The sequence below is a fragment of the Porphyromonas gingivalis ATCC 33277 genome, assembly GCF_000010505.1.
Taxonomy (GTDB): Bacteria; Bacteroidota; Bacteroidia; order Bacteroidales; family Porphyromonadaceae; genus Porphyromonas; species Porphyromonas gingivalis.
Genome location: NC_010729.1, coordinates 926,345 through 947,027 on the forward strand (window position 1 = coordinate 926,345; position 20,683 = coordinate 947,027).

The window sequence follows — 20,683 nt, forward strand, 5'->3', positions numbered from 1 at the left end:
TTTAATGCTCAAATATACGAAATAACTCCCTATTATACAATGAATTAACAAACAAAATATACACCAATTGCCGTGCAAAGGTCTCATTTCATGAAAGCCGTTTGATTGGCTTCCGTCGGTTCGACGGTCTTGACCCGGCCGGCTTCATCCATGGAGGAGACGACGGACAGGTGTCCCGCTTCGGTGGGGGATTGAACCCTGCTACGATCCTCCAGAACGAGTACGTAGCTGTCTGCATTATTTTCCATATACTACTGCGATTATAAGGTTATCGCAGCAAAGATACGTGAGGCAAACAGGAATGATGCCGATGGGTTTCTTAGCGTTTCTTAGAATGGATTAGAATGGAAAAGCCGTGTATCTGTTCCAATTTCTGGCTTGCCGGATGCAGATTTATGTTGACTGCAGAAAGAAGACTGTAGTAATGAATGAATATCTTAAAAATGGACCGCGCTATGGGGAAGGAAACCAGCTACGGCAAAAAGACAAAGCAATACCATGCCAATGGCTGTAATGCTATATCGGACGAGTGGATTATAATGTATAACTGAGAGACAAAAGAATATGCCCAGGCAATCGTCTGTATAGGATAGTTGATTGGACTGTCGGGGTAAGGATTTCTTTCATCCATTCATTATCTTTAAGATGGAACACATTCTCTCCTTGCAATTTGATGTCTAACTTGCTTAATTTGTATTTCAGGGAGAAGTCCAAATCCCTAAAATAGCGCTTGGCTTCGGCATCTTCAATTCTATTCGACTTGCCGGAAACAGAAAAAACAAAATTTCCTATATTTACATGAGTTGTTGCGAAACCTCCAAATTCTTGATTCCAAGAGTGGATATCGCTGTACGTAAATTTCTGGTCAAGACGACTAAAACGTACTCCTATCTCAAAATTAACCGGAGATTGGTACAGCCGTGAAATAAGATCCAATTTCGCATCTACTCTTTTGTTAATTAATTCGTCTTCTTTATCTACACGCATCAGGTTGTGTTTGCTGAGCGTATATTTACCTGATAATTTTATGTCCAATGGAAGGGTGCCGATTCCCTTACTCAAATAGGCGTTTGTTCTTAATGTATTGCTCCATCCTTCATCTTGATAAAAATTACTGATCAATAGTCCCTTTGAGGTTGTGACGGTAATATGCGTATCTCTATCCTTGATATAACTTAAATTGCCATACATCGAAAGCCGGTTAAACAAGCTGAAATAGGCATAGGATAAGTTTCCCTTAAACCTTTTTGCAAAAGAGTTCGATAATTTTGAGGGTAATTGGAGGTTATTGTATCCTTTAGCCAAAATCTGCTGAGAAAAGTAATCGATGGTTGAAGGAGAAACAGCTTCAGAGACAGACAGCATTAACCGATGCTGGTTACTCATTACTAATTCGATTGAAGCATGTGGCTCAATATAAAAAAGAGATTTCTCTCTCAATAGTTCCGGAGATGTTTTTTGTCTATAGGAGGAAAAATAAGAGCCTATGTTAAACCGGAATACCCCCTTGTTTTTCATCAGACTAATGTAAGGCCTGAATACTCTTAAATCGGCTGTTTCCTCGTTTATACTTGTAGGATAAGCCATCTTAAGTTCATTCCAATTCATCGACATGGAAAACTCACCTCGCAGATATATATTATTCAATACAGGATACATTCCACCTACGTAGGCGTTGAATCCTTTTTCCATGTCTTTTTTTATGTGTTCATGAAAATAAGGATAAATAGAATTTCCATTTATATGGGGTAATGGAAGCAGTAAGACATCGGTATATATGTCACTATTGATCTTTCCTTTGTTGAAAACAAAACTTCCTCCACCGAAAAGAAGCCCTTTGCTCAAAAGCCATTTCATCTCAATATCCTGTTTGATACCGGAAAAGTGATTTTTCGGCTTTTCTAATGCATGGATATGATTATCATTGAATGTATTAGCATAGATATTATCGGCATTATGGTTTCGTATGTCTATCTTTGTCTTAGCACTGACAGAGAAAAAACGAGAAGGAATCCATTTCTGAGACAAATATTGAGATACAAGTTGGGTCTCTTTATCGGCAGTACCTGTTGATATATTTGTAAAATAATTCTCCGGCAAAGTATATGTATCCGTCTTTGTATGCGCCCCTTCTGATTTACCTTTGTTGAACAGTGTACTTGCTCTGAGTTTGTAGCTTGAGTGAGGGGTCCATGATATATTTATGTTTGCTAAACCTGCCGTACGTGCATGTTCATTCGTCGGAGGCAGTAAGAGTTGTTGTTCTTCAGGAGATAAACTTAAAGATGTCTGCGTTGAAGCTCCACTTCGGATCGATTCAAAGTCTATGATATTCGACATATAATCTTGAATCGAAAAAACAGCCTCACTTGTATTATTGACGTTAATGATGGTACTGGCAGATATTTTTGGTAAGACTGTAATCAAAGATGCTTTGCTGATAAATTTGTCTTTCAGGCCGCCTCCGCCTTCAAAAGAACCGCTTAAAGCTACTTTTTTATTGGACTTCAGATTGAGGGCTAATTGTTCTTCTGCCTTGAAAGCATGGGCAATATCACCATCCGTATAATTCGAAAGCAATTCTATCGAATTGGCAAAATCAGGAGGAAGCGTATTCATGGCAACACCGGAAGAAGAGGATAAAATATCCTGCCCGTCAACCAAGACCTTTCCAATTTTCTTTCCTTGATATGAGATATTTCCTGTCTGGTCAACTTCCATACCAGGCATCTTTTTTACTACATCCCCAAGATTACGTTCATTCCCCAGTGTGTAATTCTTGCTGTTAAAAACAATTGTATCTCCTTTAGCATAAGCATCACATGCTCTTGCCACAACAACAACCTCTTCCAACTCTTTTGTGTCTTCTGTAAGAGTTATATCGAGAGGTGACTTAACTGCCCTAAGAGAAATTTGTTTATGAAATCCCAAGTAGCCAATTGAACGAACATGAATCCATCTCTTGTCAGGAATAGCCGAAAGTTGTCCTATCCTAAATTGCCCATGCTCATCCGTTACAGCATAGGAAATGTCTTTTTTAGATAAACTATCCGTTGAGATAACAACACTTGCATATGAGACAGGTTGTTTTTTTTCATCAAGCACTTGTCCTTTTATCGTAATTGTCTGTGCATATGAAACCTCATATCCGAATATCAATCCGAATAAAACAAAAAGAACATTTCGTGCAACATATCCAAAGATGTGCATGAGAACGATTTTCTCTTTACATTTTTATGATTTGAATACCTCCCGGCTGATGTTTGGGATCCACTCCTATTTCTTTCATTTTTTTCTCTCTCAGTTTTATGAACTCTTCCCGACTCAAAACTTCCCCTTTTGAAGGCGGTGTAATCTTTAAAATTGAAGCTGTGTACTCAACTTTCTGTGCCGAGTAAACAAAACTACCGCTTTCTATCTCCATGATTAAACCTGGTAAACCACAGTACCCAGCCGGGCCTATTTGTATAGGAATCTCTTCACAAAACCATGCAGTAATAGGCATCTTATCAATATGAGTAATAGCTTTCAAACAAGTTTTACCTAAAATAACCTTTGTCTCCTTGCCAATCGTCCACGTTAAAGTTGCAAAGGGTTCTTTTACGATGAATTTTTTATCCATAATACCCTCTTGGGACACACGTTCTCGCTTCTTCATGTCTAAAAAAACACTTCGTTCTCCTCCGACAATAAAGTTTTTTCCTTGAAAAGCCTCCGAAAGAGCAGAGAATCCATAAAGTCCATCATGGAAATACATCGTGTATTCCTGACTTTTTTCTTGCATTTTTTGTATTGCAAGTTTTCGAATTTGTTCATTCTCGATTTGTTTTATTTTTTCAGGAATCTTCATTTCAAAAGAATAAGAAACCGTCACAGCTTTAGACTGCGAGAAACTTGGCAAAGCGCTCGTCATTAAAAATATTGCAAAAAATAATCTGGCCATAATACAACTTTTTACTAATCAAAGCGGGAGGCAATACTCTCGCTTTGATATATTATAGGACAAGTTATCCAAAAGCCTATAGTCAAAAAAACAGACTTAGTTCTTTTCGATAATAATAATAACTACTGTACCATCATCATAGATGATGATCCAAACCTCAACCTCTTGTTGCAACTGAGCTTGAGCCTCTGTTGCAAAGTTTTCAACAGCTACTTCTTGTGGAAGTGCCACCGTTTCAGTTGCACCTGCTGTCGGGGCAAAGCACATAGCAGCTAATGCTACGGCTAACGATGCGAAAAACTTCTTCATAGTCTTTTATTTTTTTGTTTATAAAATTCAGGAAAACACTCAGGGCAACCGCATCAAAAATTTCGAGAAAACACAAGTTGCTAATTTTCAAATGATTGCATTTCGGAGATTATACTCAAAGATAAAGAATGCACTCAAAACTATGATTGATAATCAGGCACTTACATTTTGATGCGGTTGCCCTGGAAAACACTCTACTTGCCTTCCTTTGCTGCGCAAAGTAACCATAAAATTGCATATAGCCAAATATTTCGGCATAAAAATCAGGGGTGACGCATTAAAATTGTATTGTGATTAGTTGTTTTTGGATGCGAGGGATTGAGGACTTCATATTCGTTTTTAGTCGCTCTATAATGAGTAAATTAATCTTTTGAATGATATCCATAATCTGCGCCACATTCCTCGTTCTCTTGTGCGAGGCATCGTGTCCGAAATAGACATCCAAACAGTGGTGTAACTTATTCTCTATCGCCCAATGCCCACGAATAGCTTGTTTCAATGAAGAAACATCTGTTAATGACGAAATGTAGTAGGCCACTTCTTCACTCGTTTTGTCACTCTTTTTATCCCTTCGTTTGCGTACAACTTTGTGTATCGACCTCAAGCCTTTCCGGCGAGTTAATACCTCGTTGGCTTCTATCTCCAAGGGATTGAGAATACTTTCATAGCGACGTGTTTCTATGCGTCCGTGAGATAGTTCCGTCTGTTCGTCAAGGAGGATATGTTTCTGAAAAAGAGGGCAGAAATAGGCTTCAATCTCTTGCAGACTCAAACTTTGATTCGCTTTAACACACAATACATAGTCTCCGCCCTTATCGATGATTTGTTCGACAATGGCTGTCTGTGTACCTATGGCATCAATGGAGACAACAGCCCCGTTCAAGTCCAGCAAATCAAGAAGTTGATGTATGGCAGGTATTTCGTTTGTTTTTCGGTCGATGTAGAGTTGGGCAAGACTGCACATATCTTGTGGTGAAAAGGCAGAGACGACATGGGATTGTGTATCAAAAGAGAGTTTCTTCACTCCCCGCATCGTCTTGCCATCAATGCAAATATGTTTACCCGAAGTAGCCGAGATAAAGCCTTCAATCCATCGCTTATAAGCCCCCTCAAAAGCTTCTACATCCAACAGACTGATGCTCCTGTTGAGAGTATCATGAGAAGGCATGGTATGCATAAGCTGATGGCCGGTAAGCATTTCGTATAGACTTTTCAATTCTTCTTCGTATTCCTCGGCATAATCTTCAATCTCATACCAGGAGGTATTGCCTGAGAGTGTAGAGAGGAAAACGATCAGCAGTAAAAAGTCAAGAGGATAAATTTTTTTACGCTCTATCCGTGGGCCCGGAACCATGCAGAGGCTTTCAAATAGAGAATGATACATAACTAACGGGGCTTTAACGACTGTAAAAGTACTTAGAAAGCTGTTTTTAATGCGTCAGCCCTGATTCGTTTACGGTTTCTTCTGCAAATCCTTATTTTTGCCATTATTATGAGTGAGAATAAGACTTATACGGAGGCCATGAGACGCCTCGAAGAAATCGTTCGTGTCATCGAACATGAAAGCCCGGATGTGGACGAGCTGACCAAGCTGGCCGAAGAGGCTATTGCTCTGATTGATTTCTGTCGGGAGAAACTGACAGTAGCCGACAAGCAGATCGAAGAACTCATGGCCAAACTCTCATGAAGCAAAAACGCTATGCTCTGATCGTAGCCGGTGGTCATGGGCTACGTATGGGGGCCGATCGGCCAAAACAGTTTTTGCTTTTGGCAGGTCTACCGGTGCTGATGCATACGCTGAATCGCTTTGCCCCTCATGTCGATGCTATAGTATTGGTATTGCCCACAGATCATCATGCTTATTGGCAGGAGTTGTGCCGGAAGTATGACTTTTCGGTCTCTCATCGAGTGGTTGCAGGTGGAAATACACGTTTCGCCTCTGTTCGGAATGGATTGCAGGTTGTCCCTGATGGTGTTTTGGTTGCTGTTCATGACGGGGTACGTCCTTTGGTCAGTGCTGAAACTATCGATGCCTGTTTCGATCTTGCAGAGTTGAAGGGGGCTGTCGCTCCTTGTCGCCCTATGACCGAATCGCTTCGCTATTATGCCACTGATGGCAATTATGCAGTGGACAGGAGTCGGTACGTCACGGTACAAACTCCACAGACCTTTCGGAGCGAATGGCTTCGAGAGGCCTATCGGCAACCCTATGAAGAGTATTTTACCGATGATTGTTCGGTATATGAACACCATTTTGGCCGACCGGTGGCATTGATTGTCGGTAATATCGAAAATATCAAATTGACTACTCCTCTCGATCTATCCCTTGCCAAACTGTTATTGACATCCTAATACCTAAAAAACATAAGTTACGTCTCCACATTGTGGAAGAATACAAGACAAACTTAATCGAAGACCTCGAAAAGGGCTAGGGTATCTAACGCCATGCCAAGTTTTAGAACTAACTTAGCTACTCAATGTTGCACTGGTGAGTGGAATGTGCAGATTTCAGGGCAACCGCATCAAAAATTTCGGGAAAATACAAGTTGCTAATTTTCAAATGATTGCATTTCGGAGATTATACCCAAAGATAAAGAATGCACTCAAAACTATGATTGATAATCAGGCACTTACATTTTGATGCGGTTGCCCTGTGCAGATTTTTTGATGACTATTGCATATTGAGGAAAAAACTTATCTTTGCAACGCTGAAAGAGGTAAATTCATTCGCAACGGTGTGGTAGTTCAGCTGGTTAGAATACCTGCCTGTCACGCAGGGGGTCGCGGGTTCGAGTCCCGTCCATACCGCTAAATAGCTGAAAGATAGGCTATAGGTCATCTGAAGCAATTTTAGAAACGAATCCAAAAGCGTCTTAATTCCAACGAATTAAGGCGCTTTTTCTTTGTCGCCACCCCACACGTCGGATGAGGTTCGGAATAGGCGTATATTCCGTAAATATGCCTCCGGTGGTTCCATTTTGGTTACAAAGAGACCTTTGAAAAATAAGGAGATGGAGGGAAGAGGAGTTCTTGGCATAAAAGGAGCGAGTGAAAGGGGTGGCAGTAAGGAGTGAAAGTAGTTGTAAATCCCCCCTTTGAGGAGCTACTTGTACGAGCTCCTCAAGGGTGGTTATGCCTTATCCTACGGATGAGGACATAATTATCCCCGGGGTTCTGTATAAATTAAAGGCGATGCTTTCAAGAATGTTTTGAGTATGGGTCTTGGCAAGTCCCCGGTATCGACATCGTCCGCCATGAAACCACCGGCGAATACTGCCAAAGGTGCGTTCGATGGTGCTCCGTATCGGACTGATTGCTTTGTTTCGTTGCTTCTCTTCCTCGGTCAATGCCCTGTTGCGTTGTGCCTTGTGCATAATGCCGTCTTGAAGGTGATGGGTTTGCAGGTAGGAACGATTTTCCCCGCAAGCATATCCTTTGTCCGCCAAGACGGCTGTACCTTGAGGTATGTTTGCACCCTGCAATAGCGGAATAAACTCCTTCGTGTCACTGCGGTTCGCTGCTGTCGTTATCACCTTTTGAACAATGCCTTGAACATTGGTCAGACAATGCTTTTTGTATCCGTAGTGATAACGCTTTTGTTTGTACACCCAACGGGCTTCTTCATCCGTCCCTTTACGCCGGCGGACAACCTGTTTTTGATAATCCTCCTCTGCCTCTTTTTCCGCCTCGCTCCGATTGTCTTGCCTGTCGTCTGCGACTTCAATCGTAATGCTTCCGTTGGGTTTATGCGGCGTCTCCACAAGGCTTGCATCGACAAGCACCCCTTCCCTGACCGAAATGTGATGGCGCGAAAGTTGTTTGTTAAACTGCGCCAATAGTTTGTCCATGAGACCCAACTCTGTCAGTGCCGAACGAAATCGACTGATGGTGCTGTGGTCGGGAGATACCTCTTCCATCTTCAGTCCCAAGAATCGGGAAAAGGTGATTGAATCATTGATGCGCTCCTCCAGAGCACAATCACTGAGGTTGTACCATGTCTCCAAAAGCAACATCTTGAATAAGAGAATCACGTCATAAGCCGGGGCGCCGATGGCATTTTGTCGCTTCGTGTATTTCTTGTTGATCAGCGTCCTGATCGGACGCCAATCGATAAGCGTGTCAACCTGATTGAGGAAGTCGTTTTGTGCTTTGCGATAACGCTTTGAAAGGAGTGCGTCTGCAAATGTTACATGCTCATCGGTATTCTTGGATTGGTATGCCATGGGAGGAATATTATGCTGTTTTTAATGCTCAAATATACAAAATAACTCCCTATTATACAATGAATTAATAAACAAAATACACACCAATCGCCGTGCAAAGGTCTCATAAAAAGATAGAACAGGACATGCTTAAGCTATCGGATAAGCTGGATATATTCAGATCTCCGGTGTCACAAGCAAAACAATGACTTGAAATTGAATACAAATTCTATAAATCAATGATATGAATACAATAACAGCAGATGTAAGCGTCATCCGGAATAAAATTCTTGAGATTCGTGGCAACAGAGTGATATTGGATTATCATTTGGCCGAACTCTACGGTGTGCAGACAAAAGTGCTCAAACAGGCCGTCAGGAGAAATTTGCAGCGCTTCCCGGAAGATTTTATGTTCGAACTTACCGAAAACGAATGGACGGAACTGGTCACAAATTGTGACCGGTTACCCGAAACCCTCAAACACAGCTCCGTTGCTCCGATGGCTTTTACCGAGCAGGGAGTAGCCATGCTATCATCGGTGCTGCGCAGTCCGACAGCAATAGAAGTGAACATTGCCATCATGCGGACTTTCGTTGCCATGCGTCGGATGATTGCAGGTTATGAAGAACTCAAAAAGCGTATCGAAGACCTTGAAGTAAGCTGTAATGTGCAGTTCAGTGAGTTGTACACGGCCCTGACGGAGCTGTTGGAGCAAAAAGAAAAAGCGGAAAAGCCTCGTAATCCCGTCGGCTTTATCATTCCCAAGCAAGAGAAATGATCACCAATAATTAAAAAGGAAAGAAGATGAAACAGGAAAAGAAAACCTTGTCGTATTACCGACTCAGGCTGGAAGTTTATCTGAAAGACTACCATCCGCAACTGCTCGGTGACGAAACGTTTATCCGTGAACGTTCCGAAGCTGCTGCAAAAACGTACGAAGAAGCCTTCCTGCAAGACAATCCCATCGGCATAGCCGAAAGCATGGCCATGGAGGTATTGCTTAGAGGACTGCATTTTTCGCCGTATCAGTTTATCGAACAAATCATCGATAACGAATTTGCAAACGAAGTTCCCGCCGAACTGTCGGGGAAACTCTCTTTGCTTCTGTTGGAGCACAAAGATGTCAAAGATACCTTCGACCGTTACCATCCGGGAGACGACTTCGATGAAAAGCCGGAATATGACCGGCTCTATACCGAACTGACCGGAACGATCACTACGGTCATGGAAGAGCATGATTTGCTAAAGGACATTCTCCGTTAGCCCGATCAATCTTTTCTCGACAACCTCTCTTTTAAGGGATAGCTTCACACACGGGGCTGTCCCTTTTCCTTTTCCGGAGAGTTTCGGGAGTATCTTTTCCGTCTTCAAATCTTCCACCTGTTGTCTTCGATCCCGGAGTGCCGGTTCCTTTCTTTGGGCGAAGGAAACCGGCCTTCGGGTAAAGTGTCAAGGCCTGAAGCCTTTTCGGGTTCGCCTGAAAAAATCTCCACATTTCCACTTCGTTCCAAGTCGTATTTTTTTGGGAAGCCTTGACATATACCCTCCGGCCACCTTGAACAGCCCACGAAACGAAATCGGCACACTCCGAGCTTTAGACGCAAAAAAAATGTCAGCATTATGGAACAAGAAAGATTAAATCACTCAATGGATCGCAGGAAACGAAATAACTCCTCCTCGCATTACCGCATAAAAACGGGTTCGGGCGTGTCCATTCTTATCGTGGCAAGCGAATACGGAAATCGTGCCTGTGAATTGACCGAACTGCTGTTGTGCCATGTCGGATTTAAGACCGTGCCTGTGGTTTCGGTGAGTAAGGGAAACGGATATGTACGCCTGTACAGTTGGGAAAATTATGTCGCAGAAACCTGCTATGACAAAGATGCGGAAAGCATCAGCCTCTCTCAGGACGAATACGACGATGATGCACTGCTGAATGCAGCCATAGAGAAATATTTTCTAACCCTGACAAAACAATAAACAGTTATGGCAACCAATAATTTCGCTTACGAGAATCGTCTCATCCATGTCGAAGACGAAGACTATGAATCAGGGAATGTTCCCGAACACAAGGAATATGTGCAGGGATGCAACCGCAATTATCCGAGCTATTATCTGGATGAATACCGTGCTTCCTTTCATACGCTTGATATAGTCATTACTTCAGCCTACTATTCGGGTGGGTGTATCGACTACATTCAAGATGACAGCTATTTGAACAACATAACTTTTTGCGATGGATATGATGAAGATGCCACCGACACGATTATGCGTGATTTCAAAGCATATCATCCCGATTATGAGAAAGTCAGAGAATTGGCAAGGAAAATAGGAGAAGATTGGAAGAATTATACTGCTTACGATGCTTTACAGGCATATTTATTCGCATTGGAAAAGCCCGAAGCCGATAAGATAATCGACAAAATCAAAACGGATTATGGCTATCGGGAACTCACTAAAACAGGCTCTTTCTGTAATGGAGAGGCTTTATATGAACAAATTGCATAAACGAAAACAACGATGAAAACAATCCTTATACGGCTGACGGTAGTAGCTGCTTTCATAATCGGAACGGTCTGTATTTGTTCCATGCTTATCACAGAAGAAGCGATAACGGTACTTACCCTGCTCACCGCCCTGTACTTCGTGCGCTTTCTCGTCCGTACGGCACTCTATGTCTTTTTCACGCTTGTCAGGTGGCTATGTATCATAGCTCTATTGGGATTGCTTTTCTGCTCACTCTTTTAATAACTCTATAAACAACAAGGATATGAATACATTCGATTTTTATCAGGACAGCAAGGTTACTTGCCGGATGCGAACAAAATTTCAGGTGAAAGCTGAAAATTATGAACAGGCAGCAGCCATTATAAAATCTTGGCAAGGCGAAGACGTGATGAACCATGACGATGAAGAACAGGTCATTTTCGTTGAAGGAGAAACGCTATTGGATACCTCCGAGAATCTTTCTCCCGAAGAAAATGGAGGTCGTCCGACCATAGAGGTCTTCGATGACAAGGGAAAGGAAATCACCAATAATTTGAACCCATAAATATCAGAGGTTATGGCTAATATATGCACTAATTTGTTCTTCTGCTCCACAGAGAACAAAGAAAACCTGAAAACGGTAGAAAACTACATGACGGATACTTTCGGGGAAGGTTGGTATTGCTACTGCTCCGACGAGCAAATGGTGGAGGGCGAATTTGAATCCAAGTGGTCATTTCCCGAAAATTTCTTCGAGAGAATCACAACGGAGTTATCCCATGACAAAACGCTTTATATGCGGATTCTTTCCTATGAATTCGGCAATGAGTATGCGAGTTTCAGGGTGTATAGAGACGGAGAATGGGATATTAAATTCTAACATCTTATGACAATGAAAGGTACAGAGCATTTCAAGAACGTTATCCAAAATTATCTGGACGAACAGGCGCAATATGATGAACTCTTTGCGGAGAATTACCGTAAGAAGGATAAAGACATGGACAGTTCATTCAATACATCTTAAACACAGTAAAACAAAGCGGTTGCAACGGATTTGCCGATGATGAAATTTATTCGATGGCAGTTCATTATTTCGATGAAGATAACATTGACATCGGTAGTCCGATAAACGCACATGTTGTAGTAAATCAGGTGGTAGAATTGACAGCCAAAGAAAAGGCACAGGCTCATCGGGAAGCGATGCAGAGGGCGCAGGAAGAAGCCTACCGAAAGATGACACAGCCGACAAAGAAAAAAGCTAAAACGACTGTCGATGCAACCCTCCAACCGAGTTTATTCGATTTATAATTTATCGACACATGAAACCGAGAAACAAATTTCAGAAACAGGTAACGGAGCTGAGCAGTCAGGGCAACCGCATCAAAAATTTCGAGAAAATACAAGTTGCTAATTTTCAAATGATTGCATTTCGGAGATTATACTCAAAGATAAAGAATGTACTCAAAACTATGATTGATAATCAGGCACTTACATTTTGATGCGGTTGCCCTGCAAAAAAGAGGGGATCTCTTGTAAATTGGCAATTCCAATTTACAAGAGATCCCCTCTTCACTTATTCGTTCCCCTACGGTAGGATTCGCCTACTGTTTGATGAGCTTAGTGGTATAGTTATCGAGACGGAAGAAATAAGTGCCGTCGGGAAGATGTGTCAGGTCAATGTTCTGACGAAGAGACTCTACCGCGAAACTATAGACTTTTACCCCATTCATATCGTATAAAGCAGCTTCCTGCCCCAAAAGAGATTCGGGGATCTCGACGAGGGCATATCCTCCTACCGGATTGGGATATATCCTGACTGTGGGAGCATCTACTGCCAAGTTCGATGTCGGACTTCCTTCGTATGGAAGCATATTGTCAGAATCACCGTTGAAGTCAAATACTCGCCAGTTCTTACTTTTAGCTTTTTCCACATCCTTTACGGTACAGATATTCTTCTCATCAGTGTCCTTGAGGTCTACAACGACGAACTTGCTCTGAGCACCTGCGCCAGGAGATAGTGTGGGCAAAGCATTCACCATTTTCGTCATTTCTTCACCTGCAATCTGATTGGAATGACAAACCAAAACACTCAGTCCCTTCACCCCCGACAGATTCAAGGATGTAAGTTTGTTCGATGAGCACCAGAGGTAAGCAATGTCCGGATTCTTGGAAAGATCCAAGGTCGAAAGCTCATTGTCACTGCACCAAAGTGTTACCAATAGAGGATTGGCACTCAGATCGAGTTTCGTGATCCGGTTACCGAAGCACCAAAGATCATTGAGACGAGGATTGGCGCTGAGTTCCAACTCCGTCAGGTTATTATCGGAACACCAAAGAGAGGCCAACTTGGGGTTGTTATCGGTCTTCAGCTCAGTCAGCTTATTCCTGTCACAGCCGAGGATGATCAAAGCCGGATTGCCACTCAGGTCCAAACTTTCTATTTCGTTAGAGTCGCACCAAACTCGCAGCAGCTTTGGGTTTTGCGTCAAGTCCAATGATTTCAGATTATTTTTCGGGCATGCGAGATAGGTCAGATTAGGGTTTTTCGTTACATCGACAGCCGTTGCACCGGTAGATCGACAGCCCAATCGGGTCGTATTACCATAGATAGTGAGGGTTTGCGTCCCGATCGTGTATTCGTGGTATGCCTCATCGAATACGGTTATTTCCTCTCCTTGTTGGTAAGTGGCATCCCCATTGAGATCGATCCAGATGCCTTTCTTCTCTATGGAATGAACCAACAATTCGATTTTTTCGCCTACGGCCTTGGTTGTAGTGACAGACATGCGAATCCCTGTGGTGGGAGCCGGAACAAACTGTGCCTGCACAGTATGCCCCATCGTCAGCAATGCAATGATTGCTAAGATTTTCTTAGATGAAAGTTTCATATTAGTATTTGGTTTTCTATTTGTGGTCTATGCCACAGATTCGATCCTAACAACGTCAAGAGATGAGTCGGGAAACATACTACAGAGAGCAGACAGCTCTATCTGCACAGAAGATATCGGCAACCGAAGGATTGGTGCTCCCCCGATCGGCTGATAAAATAGTGGTTCCGTAAGTGATCTCTTGTTTTCGGTCGCAAATATAGTATTCCTCCGATTAATGCTAAATATCCGGAAGCAATTTGTCAGCTGTTGCACATTCCGGCACCACCGGCCTGACCTGGATTCGATGTATGCCAATGTCGAAGTTTCCGCTTATGAGAGCATTTTTTAGGCTCGGAAGATTCCAATCTCGAAAGCTCTATGGCAGCAGAAACCATTCGCATACTGTCTGTTATCTCCATGAACTTTCACTCGCCCCGGCAATAAGGAAGCCTCGCGTAACAGAGAAAGAGGCTTCCTTGTTTTGTATCATCTTGTAGGGAAAAAATACGTGCCAAAAAAGTTTTCAACAACGAAGACGAGTTTGGAATGATTCCAAATAAGAGGTTAAGGAGAAGTGGATTTTGAAGTTTGAAAGTTCAGAGAATGGACTTTTTCAGATCGAAACATGACTTTTGAGAGATAAGAAAACGATCTGTATATAAACCATTTTCGATTTGTATATAGATCGTTTTTGATTTATATATAAAATGATTTCAATAAATATATAAATCGAATTCTATTTATATAGAAAATGCATGGAATAAAAAGCCTTTTAAGGAGGTAAAATAAAAGAGGCACGCTCCAAATTATTCAATGAATTTGGAGCGTGCCTTATCTGTGTTTGGACTATCGGTGAGGGTTATTCCGGCTTATACCTCATAATCATGATAGAAATCTATCGACTTCTTGGGAGAAGAGATATATGAATACACAAAAACGGATAAGCCAAAACGGCTATAGAGGTGGAGGAATTCAGCGAACATATTCTTATCATTCAGTCATTTAGCAAGCAATTCTATTCAATCGAAAAGCATTTTCAATAGCGATCATTAGTATCGAACAAAAGTGTTTTATCAGCTGCAAATATAACAAAAAGACTTGAGCATGAAAGTTCATAATTCCCGAACAAATATTCGTCGATATTGTCAATGATCAAGGCAGAAAAATTTTTCACTTAGATATGCACTCTTCATTTTATTATTTATCACAAAGTGGCAGCGCATCGAGCAGCAAATTGAGGGCACGGGGAAAGGCAAAATCGTCAAGCTGTTCCTCTCGGATGCAGCAGTAGCCATCCAGTTCGGGAGCTTTATCGAGACGGGCTGTAAGCCTATAACCATGAATCCACAGGTTGCGATGCGTAAGTTGGTGCTTGAATGTTTTGAATGGTAAGCTATCCATACTACCGGAAATGGATCGTAGCAAATTGCCTAATTCGGGAGACAGCAACAAGGTCTCTAAAACTGCATGATCGGATAGCTCGACACAGGGAAACTCGTACAAACCCTGCCATATATCTCCGCTCGGACGCCTTCGAATATAAGTGTAGACACCGGTCGGGGTGATAACCCGTATATATATGAAATAGAGATAGCGATTTGTAATGCGAAGTCCACCCTTTTTGACCGGCAAAGCATCGGCACAACCGGCTGTATCGGCCATACAAAAACGGCGCACCGGGCATAGCAGACAAGAAGGAGACGTGGGTGTACAATGAAGTGCCCCAAACTCCATAATGGCCTGATTGTGCCTTGCCGGAGCTTCCCTATCGAGCAAAGCATCAGCCCAGAAAGAAAAAAGCTTCTTGCCGGCAGGGGTATCTATCGGCGTATCAAGGTTCATGAGCCGACTGATGACACGAAAGATATTGCCATCCACGGCTGCAAAAGGCAGATCATAAGCAAAGGAGAGAACAGCAGCAGCCGTATAATCGCCTATACCCGGGAGCTGTAGTATCTCCTGCCTGGTACGAGGTATGCAACCTCCGAAGTCGGAGACTATCATACGGGCTGCACGATGCAGATTGCGCGCCCGGGAGTAATAGCCCAAGCCCTCCCACTGCTTCAGCACCTCATCCTCAGAAGCGAGAGACAATGAGTGGACATCGGGGAAGCGTTCGATAAAGCGATGATAATAGTCCCTCCCCTGCTCCACGCGCGTCTGTTGCAGTATAACCTCGGATATCCAGATACGATAGGGGTCGTCCGTTTGTCTCCACGGCAAATCCCGTTTATTGGCATCGTACCATTCGGCCAATAGCTTTCGCAATTCAGGGAAATAAGGAAGAGGATCGATCTTGCTTTCCGACGGTAGACTTCTTGTTCGGGAAGAGGAATTTGTCATGCAGGATTGGAATAGGAAATGTTGTTTGTGCAAAGATATAAACTGATGTATGTAATTCTTTGCATCTTTGTAACTCATTTCGATACTTGGGATACAACCATAGTCTTTTCACAATCTAGAGAACGCGATGAAAAATTTTTCTTTTTTTACCCTCCTTGTTCTGGCGGTTTTGAGCATCACCCTCTCTTCATGTGGTAACAAGAAAAGCTCTGCAGACAAACAAAAAGAGCCTTATACCCTCTCTCTCGGAGCCATGCCTTCCATGGACTATCTGCCTTTCGTTGTAGCACAGAAAACCGGCATTTACGATTCACTCGGACTGAAACTGGAGATTGTCAAGTTTTATTCGCCCAATGAACGTGATGCGGCTTTCCATTCGGGCAATGTGGAGGGTACGGTCATCGATTATACGGGAGCAGCCATGCAGCAAGCAGGAGGTATCGATCTGCAACTGGTGATGCGTCTCGACGGATACTTCCGGCTGGTAATGTCCAAAGATTATACAGGTGAGAGCTTGGAAACCCTCAAAGGAAAGAATCTGGGTATATCGCGCAATACGGTCATTGAGTACACCACCGACCGAATTATCAATACCGCAGGACTGGACGAAAGCGAGATAACCAAGACCGAAGTCAATAAAATCCCTTTGCGCTTGGAAATGCTTCGCAGCGGACAGATCGACGCAGCCGTCCTACCGGATCCATTCATTACCATTGCGATGGCGGATGGAATGATGTCCCTTGTCTCCACTCAGGATCTGGGCATATTCGTAACCGGAGCGATGTTTGCCGGCAGTGTCATCAGAGAGAAGCAAGAAGCCATCGATATACTGCTTCGAGGATACGATCTGGCAGTGGACTACATCCTTTCGCACGATAGAAAAGCCATCCGAAATATCCTGATCGAAGATGTCGGTGTACCCGAACCCTTGGTAGATGATGTGATTCTGCCCGACTATACACATGGACAGAAGCCCACAATAGAAGATCTGCAACAGACTATCGACTGGCTACATGCCAAGAAATTGGTCCCGAGCGACTATACCGGCAAGGATCTGATCCGCTAAAGTCCGGCATAATCAAGAGACGGACGAAACGCAGATTCCTCCATTAGGCAAATGATCTCTATTCGCAATCTGGCCGTTACATATCGCCACGGGAGTACGGAAGTGAAAGCATTGGACGGTCTTTCACTGAATATTCCCAAAGGAGAGATTTTTGCCATAACGGGACCTTCGGGCTGTGGCAAATCGACACTCCTGCACGTTTTGGCAGGTGTACTGACAGAGTATGAGGGCGAAGTGCTATTCGATGGGAAACCTCTGAATCCGAAATCTTTTTCCATAGGAATAGTTCCCCAGCAATATGGGCTTTTGCCATGGAAACGAGTGCGTGAGAATATCGTACTTCCATATACCCTGCGAAAGGAAGCCATAGAGATGCCGGAGTTTGAGAGCATTGTACACACCCTCGGCTTGTCGGACATATTGCATCGGTATCCGAAGGATCTAAGCGGAGGGCAACGTCAGCGTGTGGCACTGGCACGAGTATTTCTCCAACGCCCGCAATTGCTCCTGCTTGACGAAGCATTCGCAGCTCTTGATATGCTCACAGCCGAGAAAAGCAGACAACTCTTCCTTGGACTTTGGGATAAACATCGGGTCACCACTGTCATGGTAACGCACAATGTGGAAGAAGCCGTAGCGATGAGTAGCCGGGTAGCTGTCATAGGGGGTACGCCCGGACGAATCAGAGGCTTGTGCGAACATCCGGATAGCGACACCATCCGTAGAAAGCTGAACCGGATCGAACCATGAGAAAGACAAAAGGGTTTCTTGGGCGAGTGCTAATGGGTGCTCTACTGCTCAATCTCCTGTGGTATCCAGCTGCACTGCTCCTCAATACCCCTGTGCTGGTGAATCCTCTTACTGTTTACTCCCAAATAGGAACGGTATGGCAGCAGTCCATGTCCGCACATCTGATGGCGAGCTTGCTACGAATCGTCATCGGCATTTCGATAGCCCTCGTCTTGGGATTCATGGTAGCACTCTCCATGTTCCGTTACAAGAACTTTGGCCGTGTGATGGATTCGTTCGTCTATTTCTGCTATCCTATCCCCAAATTAGCACTCTTACCGATCATCATGCTCTTGGCAGGACTGGGCGACGTGACCAAAATAATTATGATCGTACTGATCATCATCTTCCAAATCATCGTCAACCTGCGCGACAGCCTTCGCAATATCTCCAAAGAGAGCTTTCTTGTCCTTACCTCATTGGGAGCGACTCATGCTCAACTGATGCGTCATCTGATCCTGCCGGCCATTACTCCCGAAGCACTCTCCACACTACGAGTGGCCATTGGGACAGCCATATCGGTACTCTTCGTGACAGAGACATACGGGACGAATAAGGGCATGGGATTCTTCATTGTCGATGCATGGATGCGTATCAGCTATACGGAGATGTACGTGGGCATCGTGGTTTTAGGAATGGCAGGTTTTTTCCTTTTTTTGCTCGTGGATGGTCTTGAGACCGCACTATGCAGATGGAGGAACAGTTAGCCATACAATCAAAGAAATCATCATTCAACAAAACAATAACGATCAAGAAATGAAAGTAAAACATCTATTAGCTGCATCCTTGATGATGCTAGGAACAGGGAGTATTTGCGCCCAAAAGTCCGCAAACAGTATTTTCAATGCAATCAAAGAACGGGTTAGCCTCAGTGGTTATGCGCAAGCAGGGTTTTCCTCCTTGTGGCTCCCTACGGCGAGTTCCGAAAAGGAGAACTACAACACATTCGATGTAAAGCGTATCACCCTTCGTGCCAATGTCGCCATCACGGACAAATGGTCTGTAACCTTCATTTCTGATTTTGCAAAAAGACACACCAATTTAGAACTATACACTTCCTTCCGCACTTGTTCTGGTTTTGGGATACGATTGGGACAGTTCAAGACAGCATTTTCGATCGAAAACCAACTGTCTCCAACTACCATCGAAACCATTTCATGCGGATCGATGGCCACCAACTTCCTCGCAGCAGGAAATGGCTCCGATCCTCTGATGGGGGCTCAGAGTGGCCGCGACGTAGGCTTGGAAATCTACGGTGATCTCTTCAATGATATACTGGGCTATCGTCTCGGAGTGCTCAACGGCCAAGGCATAAATACACTTGATGGCAGCAAACACAAAACTTTAGAAGGGAGTCTTACACTTCGTCCCATCGAGTGTCTATCCTTTACCGGTAGTTTCATGAGTGGCAAGACCGCTGCCCTGAATGATGCTCCCATCAAAATCAATAGCAAACAGATTATGGCCGGAGATTTATACGACAGATCCCGCTGGAGTGTAGGAGGTATGTTCCGTTCCAAATACTTCGATCTGCGTAGTGAATACCTCGAAGGCAAAGACGATGACATGATTAGTAAGGGCTTTTACGTCACAGGGGTAGGACGATTGTTCAAAAACCTCGATATCATCGGATCATATGACTTTATGGATTTGTACGAAAGGCAACAAGTTCATAATATTACCGCCGGCCTTCAGTACTGGTTCTTCCCAAAGTGTCGTTTGCAGGCACAGTATGTATTGAGCAATCCGAAAGGCGAGTACAACAACACACACGCTCTGCTAACACAGGTGCAGGTAGCATTCTGACAGCAGATCGAAACATAAGGAAAACGGATTATTAAGCTGTGTTTCACATGAAAGTCCGGATCAGGAGGTTGCCCCCTTGTTCCGGACTTTTTCTTTTCAAGAAATCCGGCGAAAACGGATTAGGATATAACAGGGTAGAATGTTTATCTTTGCAATCCGGCTTAGCAGGACAATAAGGAAATTTTGCCTTTCTACGGCATGGTTGCCACTTCAATTCTATACGGTATTCTCATTGGCATTCTCGTGTCGGCTCCTATGGGGCCGATCGGAATTTTGTGTATTCGAAGGACTCTGCACAGGGGACGGCGCGATGGATTCTACACCGGTATCGGAGCCATACTTAGCGATCTCTTCTATGCCACTGTCACGTATCTGGGAATAGGTTTGGTGATGAACTTCATTGACAGCAACGAGGCTTGGCTACAGCTTCTCGGCAGTGTCGTCATGTTTCTATTCGGTATATATCTGTATCGGACTGCACCCACCTTCAAGGTGGATGACAAGGATAATAACTACTCTGTATGGCATACCGTCCTAAGCTCTTTTGGCCTTACGCTATCCAACCCTTTTATCATTTTCTTTTTTATCGCTCTATATTCCCGCTTCAACTTCGTCACCGATGTTCCGGGGAGGATGTTAGTCGGTTATACCTCCGGCATGTTAGGTATAGCTTTGGGGGCGATTGGCTGGTGGTCTCTTATCACTTATCTTTTCAGCCTGCTACGCAATCGTATCAATGTCGTTGGCATACGGTGGTTCAACCGCATCGTAGCCGTTATTTTTATGGTGATATCCGGTTTCGGATTATTCGCCGGCTTATCCGATATATTGAAATAGCAATCCTGCCTCTGCACGCTAAAGCTCCCTT

General features: G+C 43.6%; 22 protein-coding genes, 1 tRNA gene and 1 pseudogene. 16 read left to right on the top strand and 8 right to left on the bottom strand.

Going from position 1 to position 20,683, the window contains the following annotated elements:
* Window positions 1-83 precede the first annotated feature (83 nt).
* The 5 genes from PGN_RS11475 to PGN_RS04000 all read right to left on the bottom strand — a co-directional run bounded on the left by PGN_RS11475 (window position 84) and on the right by PGN_RS04000 (window position 5,636).
* Window positions 84-248, bottom strand: coding sequence for a hypothetical protein (locus tag PGN_RS11475; RefSeq protein ID WP_012457814.1), 165 nt, complete (start codon window positions 246-248; stop codon window positions 84-86).
* Between the two features lie 286 nt (window positions 249-534).
* Entirely contained in the window at window positions 535-3,210 is a 2,676-nt protein-coding gene (locus PGN_RS03985) for a carboxypeptidase-like regulatory domain-containing protein (protein ID WP_012457815.1), read from the bottom strand.
* 16 nt (window positions 3,211-3,226) lie between these two features.
* Window positions 3,227-3,943, bottom strand: coding sequence for a GLPGLI family protein (locus tag PGN_RS03990; RefSeq protein ID WP_012457816.1), 717 nt, complete (start codon window positions 3,941-3,943; stop codon window positions 3,227-3,229).
* Between the two features lie 96 nt (window positions 3,944-4,039).
* Window positions 4,040-4,252: a hypothetical protein gene (locus PGN_RS03995; RefSeq protein ID WP_005874614.1), complete on the bottom strand. Its 213-nt coding sequence runs from the start codon at window positions 4,250-4,252 to the stop codon at window positions 4,040-4,042.
* A 277-nt stretch (window positions 4,253-4,529) separates the two neighbouring features.
* Window positions 4,530-5,636 (bottom strand): ISAs1 family transposase, encoded by a 1,107-nt coding sequence (locus PGN_RS04000; protein ID WP_012457817.1) that lies wholly within the window; start codon window positions 5,634-5,636, stop codon window positions 4,530-4,532.
* Window positions 5,637-5,744: 108 nt separating this feature from the next.
* Between PGN_RS04000 and xseB the strand changes: the two genes are divergently transcribed.
* The 3 genes from xseB to PGN_RS04015 all read left to right on the top strand — a co-directional run bounded on the left by xseB (window position 5,745) and on the right by PGN_RS04015 (window position 7,060).
* Complete coding sequence (gene xseB / locus PGN_RS04005) at window positions 5,745-5,939, top strand: exodeoxyribonuclease VII small subunit (RefSeq protein ID WP_012457818.1); 195 nt, start codon at window positions 5,745-5,747, stop codon at window positions 5,937-5,939.
* A complete protein-coding gene (locus tag PGN_RS04010; RefSeq protein WP_004585423.1) occupies window positions 5,936-6,604 on the top strand; it encodes a 2-C-methyl-D-erythritol 4-phosphate cytidylyltransferase in 669 nt (222 codons plus the stop codon). Before xseB ends, PGN_RS04010 begins: the two co-directional genes overlap by 4 nt.
* A 382-nt stretch (window positions 6,605-6,986) precedes the next feature.
* A tRNA-Asp gene (locus tag PGN_RS04015) sits at window positions 6,987-7,060 on the top strand.
* A gap of 329 nt (window positions 7,061-7,389) precedes the next feature.
* Here the strand turns inward: PGN_RS04015 and PGN_RS04020 are convergent.
* Window positions 7,390-8,475, bottom strand: a complete 1,086-nt coding sequence (locus PGN_RS04020) for an IS5-like element ISPg8 family transposase (protein ID WP_012457819.1) — start codon at window positions 8,473-8,475, stop codon at window positions 7,390-7,392.
* 223 nt (window positions 8,476-8,698) lie between these two features.
* Between PGN_RS04020 and PGN_RS04025 the strand changes: the two genes are divergently transcribed.
* The 8 genes and pseudogenes from PGN_RS04025 to PGN_RS04065 all read left to right on the top strand — a co-directional run bounded on the left by PGN_RS04025 (window position 8,699) and on the right by PGN_RS04065 (window position 12,249).
* The gene (locus PGN_RS04025; RefSeq protein ID WP_012457820.1) at window positions 8,699-9,232 is read left to right on the top strand and encodes an ORF6N domain-containing protein; all 534 of its coding nucleotides are present in this window, start codon (window positions 8,699-8,701) and stop codon (window positions 9,230-9,232) included.
* 26 nt (window positions 9,233-9,258) lie between these two features.
* Window positions 9,259-9,717, top strand: a complete 459-nt coding sequence (locus tag PGN_RS04030; RefSeq protein WP_012457821.1) for a DUF1896 domain-containing protein — start codon at window positions 9,259-9,261, stop codon at window positions 9,715-9,717.
* Between the two features lie 357 nt (window positions 9,718-10,074).
* On the top strand, window positions 10,075-10,434 hold the full coding sequence (locus PGN_RS04040; RefSeq protein WP_012457822.1) for a hypothetical protein: 360 nt from the start codon (window positions 10,075-10,077) through the stop codon (window positions 10,432-10,434).
* A gap of 6 nt (window positions 10,435-10,440) precedes the next feature.
* A complete protein-coding gene (locus PGN_RS04045; protein WP_012457823.1) occupies window positions 10,441-10,962 on the top strand; it encodes a hypothetical protein in 522 nt (173 codons plus the stop codon).
* Between the two features lie 12 nt (window positions 10,963-10,974).
* Window positions 10,975-11,202, top strand: coding sequence for a hypothetical protein (locus tag PGN_RS04050; protein ID WP_005874553.1), 228 nt, complete (start codon window positions 10,975-10,977; stop codon window positions 11,200-11,202).
* A 22-nt stretch (window positions 11,203-11,224) separates the two neighbouring features.
* Window positions 11,225-11,506: a hypothetical protein gene (locus tag PGN_RS04055; protein WP_012457824.1), complete on the top strand. Its 282-nt coding sequence runs from the start codon at window positions 11,225-11,227 to the stop codon at window positions 11,504-11,506.
* Between the two features lie 12 nt (window positions 11,507-11,518).
* Window positions 11,519-11,821 (top strand): hypothetical protein, encoded by a 303-nt coding sequence (locus PGN_RS04060; protein ID WP_012457825.1) that lies wholly within the window; start codon window positions 11,519-11,521, stop codon window positions 11,819-11,821.
* Window positions 11,822-11,833: 12 nt separating this feature from the next.
* Window positions 11,834-12,249, top strand: a pseudogene (locus PGN_RS04065) (PcfK-like family protein).
* 293 nt (window positions 12,250-12,542) lie between these two features.
* On the opposite strand, the gene PGN_RS04075 reads toward PGN_RS04065, so the two are convergent.
* Window positions 12,543-13,829: a T9SS type A sorting domain-containing protein gene (locus PGN_RS04075; protein ID WP_012457828.1), complete on the bottom strand. Its 1,287-nt coding sequence runs from the start codon at window positions 13,827-13,829 to the stop codon at window positions 12,543-12,545.
* Between the two features lie 1,179 nt (window positions 13,830-15,008).
* Entirely contained in the window at window positions 15,009-16,154 is a 1,146-nt protein-coding gene (gene mutY / locus PGN_RS04080; RefSeq protein WP_023846950.1) for an A/G-specific adenine glycosylase, read from the bottom strand.
* Between the two features lie 127 nt (window positions 16,155-16,281).
* Between mutY and PGN_RS04085 the strand changes: the two genes are divergently transcribed.
* The 5 genes from PGN_RS04085 to PGN_RS04105 all read left to right on the top strand — a co-directional run bounded on the left by PGN_RS04085 (window position 16,282) and on the right by PGN_RS04105 (window position 20,652).
* Window positions 16,282-17,220 (top strand): ABC transporter substrate-binding protein, encoded by a 939-nt coding sequence (locus tag PGN_RS04085; RefSeq protein WP_004585466.1) that lies wholly within the window; start codon window positions 16,282-16,284, stop codon window positions 17,218-17,220.
* A 51-nt stretch (window positions 17,221-17,271) separates the two neighbouring features.
* Complete coding sequence (locus PGN_RS04090) at window positions 17,272-17,970, top strand: ABC transporter ATP-binding protein (RefSeq protein WP_012457832.1); 699 nt, start codon at window positions 17,272-17,274, stop codon at window positions 17,968-17,970.
* Window positions 17,967-18,716, top strand: a complete 750-nt coding sequence (locus tag PGN_RS04095; protein WP_012457833.1) for an ABC transporter permease — start codon at window positions 17,967-17,969, stop codon at window positions 18,714-18,716. The genes PGN_RS04090 and PGN_RS04095 overlap by 4 nt, the downstream gene beginning before the upstream one ends.
* Before the next feature lie 49 nt (window positions 18,717-18,765).
* A complete protein-coding gene (locus PGN_RS04100) occupies window positions 18,766-19,815 on the top strand; it encodes a porin (protein WP_012457834.1) in 1,050 nt (349 codons plus the stop codon).
* A 198-nt stretch (window positions 19,816-20,013) separates the two neighbouring features.
* Window positions 20,014-20,652 carry a LysE family translocator gene (locus tag PGN_RS04105; protein ID WP_010956297.1) on the top strand — a complete coding sequence of 213 codons (639 nt, stop codon included), beginning with the start codon at window positions 20,014-20,016 and terminating at the stop codon, window positions 20,650-20,652.
* Window positions 20,653-20,683 lie beyond the last annotated feature (31 nt).

Coding starts and splice junctions, on each gene's coding strand:
- PGN_RS11475 (WP_012457814.1), bottom strand. CDS start 248: ATGGAAAATAATGCAGACAGCTACGTACTCGTTCTGGAGGATCGTAGC.
- PGN_RS03985 (WP_012457815.1), bottom strand. CDS start 3,210: ATGCACATCTTTGGATATGTTGCACGAAATGTTCTTTTTGTTTTATTC.
- PGN_RS03990 (WP_012457816.1), bottom strand. CDS start 3,943: ATGGCCAGATTATTTTTTGCAATATTTTTAATGACGAGCGCTTTGCCA.
- PGN_RS03995 (WP_005874614.1), bottom strand. CDS start 4,252: ATGAAGAAGTTTTTCGCATCGTTAGCCGTAGCATTAGCTGCTATGTGC.
- PGN_RS04000 (WP_012457817.1), bottom strand. CDS start 5,636: ATGTATCATTCTCTATTTGAAAGCCTCTGCATGGTTCCGGGCCCACGG.
- xseB (WP_012457818.1), top strand. CDS start 5,745: ATGAGTGAGAATAAGACTTATACGGAGGCCATGAGACGCCTCGAAGAA.
- PGN_RS04010 (WP_004585423.1), top strand. CDS start 5,936: ATGAAGCAAAAACGCTATGCTCTGATCGTAGCCGGTGGTCATGGGCTA.
- PGN_RS04020 (WP_012457819.1), bottom strand. CDS start 8,475: ATGGCATACCAATCCAAGAATACCGATGAGCATGTAACATTTGCAGAC.
- PGN_RS04025 (WP_012457820.1), top strand. CDS start 8,699: ATGAATACAATAACAGCAGATGTAAGCGTCATCCGGAATAAAATTCTT.
- PGN_RS04030 (WP_012457821.1), top strand. CDS start 9,259: ATGAAACAGGAAAAGAAAACCTTGTCGTATTACCGACTCAGGCTGGAA.
- PGN_RS04040 (WP_012457822.1), top strand. CDS start 10,075: ATGGAACAAGAAAGATTAAATCACTCAATGGATCGCAGGAAACGAAAT.
- PGN_RS04045 (WP_012457823.1), top strand. CDS start 10,441: ATGGCAACCAATAATTTCGCTTACGAGAATCGTCTCATCCATGTCGAA.
- PGN_RS04050 (WP_005874553.1), top strand. CDS start 10,975: ATGAAAACAATCCTTATACGGCTGACGGTAGTAGCTGCTTTCATAATC.
- PGN_RS04055 (WP_012457824.1), top strand. CDS start 11,225: ATGAATACATTCGATTTTTATCAGGACAGCAAGGTTACTTGCCGGATG.
- PGN_RS04060 (WP_012457825.1), top strand. CDS start 11,519: ATGGCTAATATATGCACTAATTTGTTCTTCTGCTCCACAGAGAACAAA.
- PGN_RS04075 (WP_012457828.1), bottom strand. CDS start 13,829: ATGAAACTTTCATCTAAGAAAATCTTAGCAATCATTGCATTGCTGACG.
- mutY (WP_023846950.1), bottom strand. CDS start 16,154: ATGACAAATTCCTCTTCCCGAACAAGAAGTCTACCGTCGGAAAGCAAG.
- PGN_RS04085 (WP_004585466.1), top strand. CDS start 16,282: ATGAAAAATTTTTCTTTTTTTACCCTCCTTGTTCTGGCGGTTTTGAGC.
- PGN_RS04090 (WP_012457832.1), top strand. CDS start 17,272: ATGATCTCTATTCGCAATCTGGCCGTTACATATCGCCACGGGAGTACG.
- PGN_RS04095 (WP_012457833.1), top strand. CDS start 17,967: ATGAGAAAGACAAAAGGGTTTCTTGGGCGAGTGCTAATGGGTGCTCTA.
- PGN_RS04100 (WP_012457834.1), top strand. CDS start 18,766: ATGAAAGTAAAACATCTATTAGCTGCATCCTTGATGATGCTAGGAACA.
- PGN_RS04105 (WP_010956297.1), top strand. CDS start 20,014: ATGGTTGCCACTTCAATTCTATACGGTATTCTCATTGGCATTCTCGTG.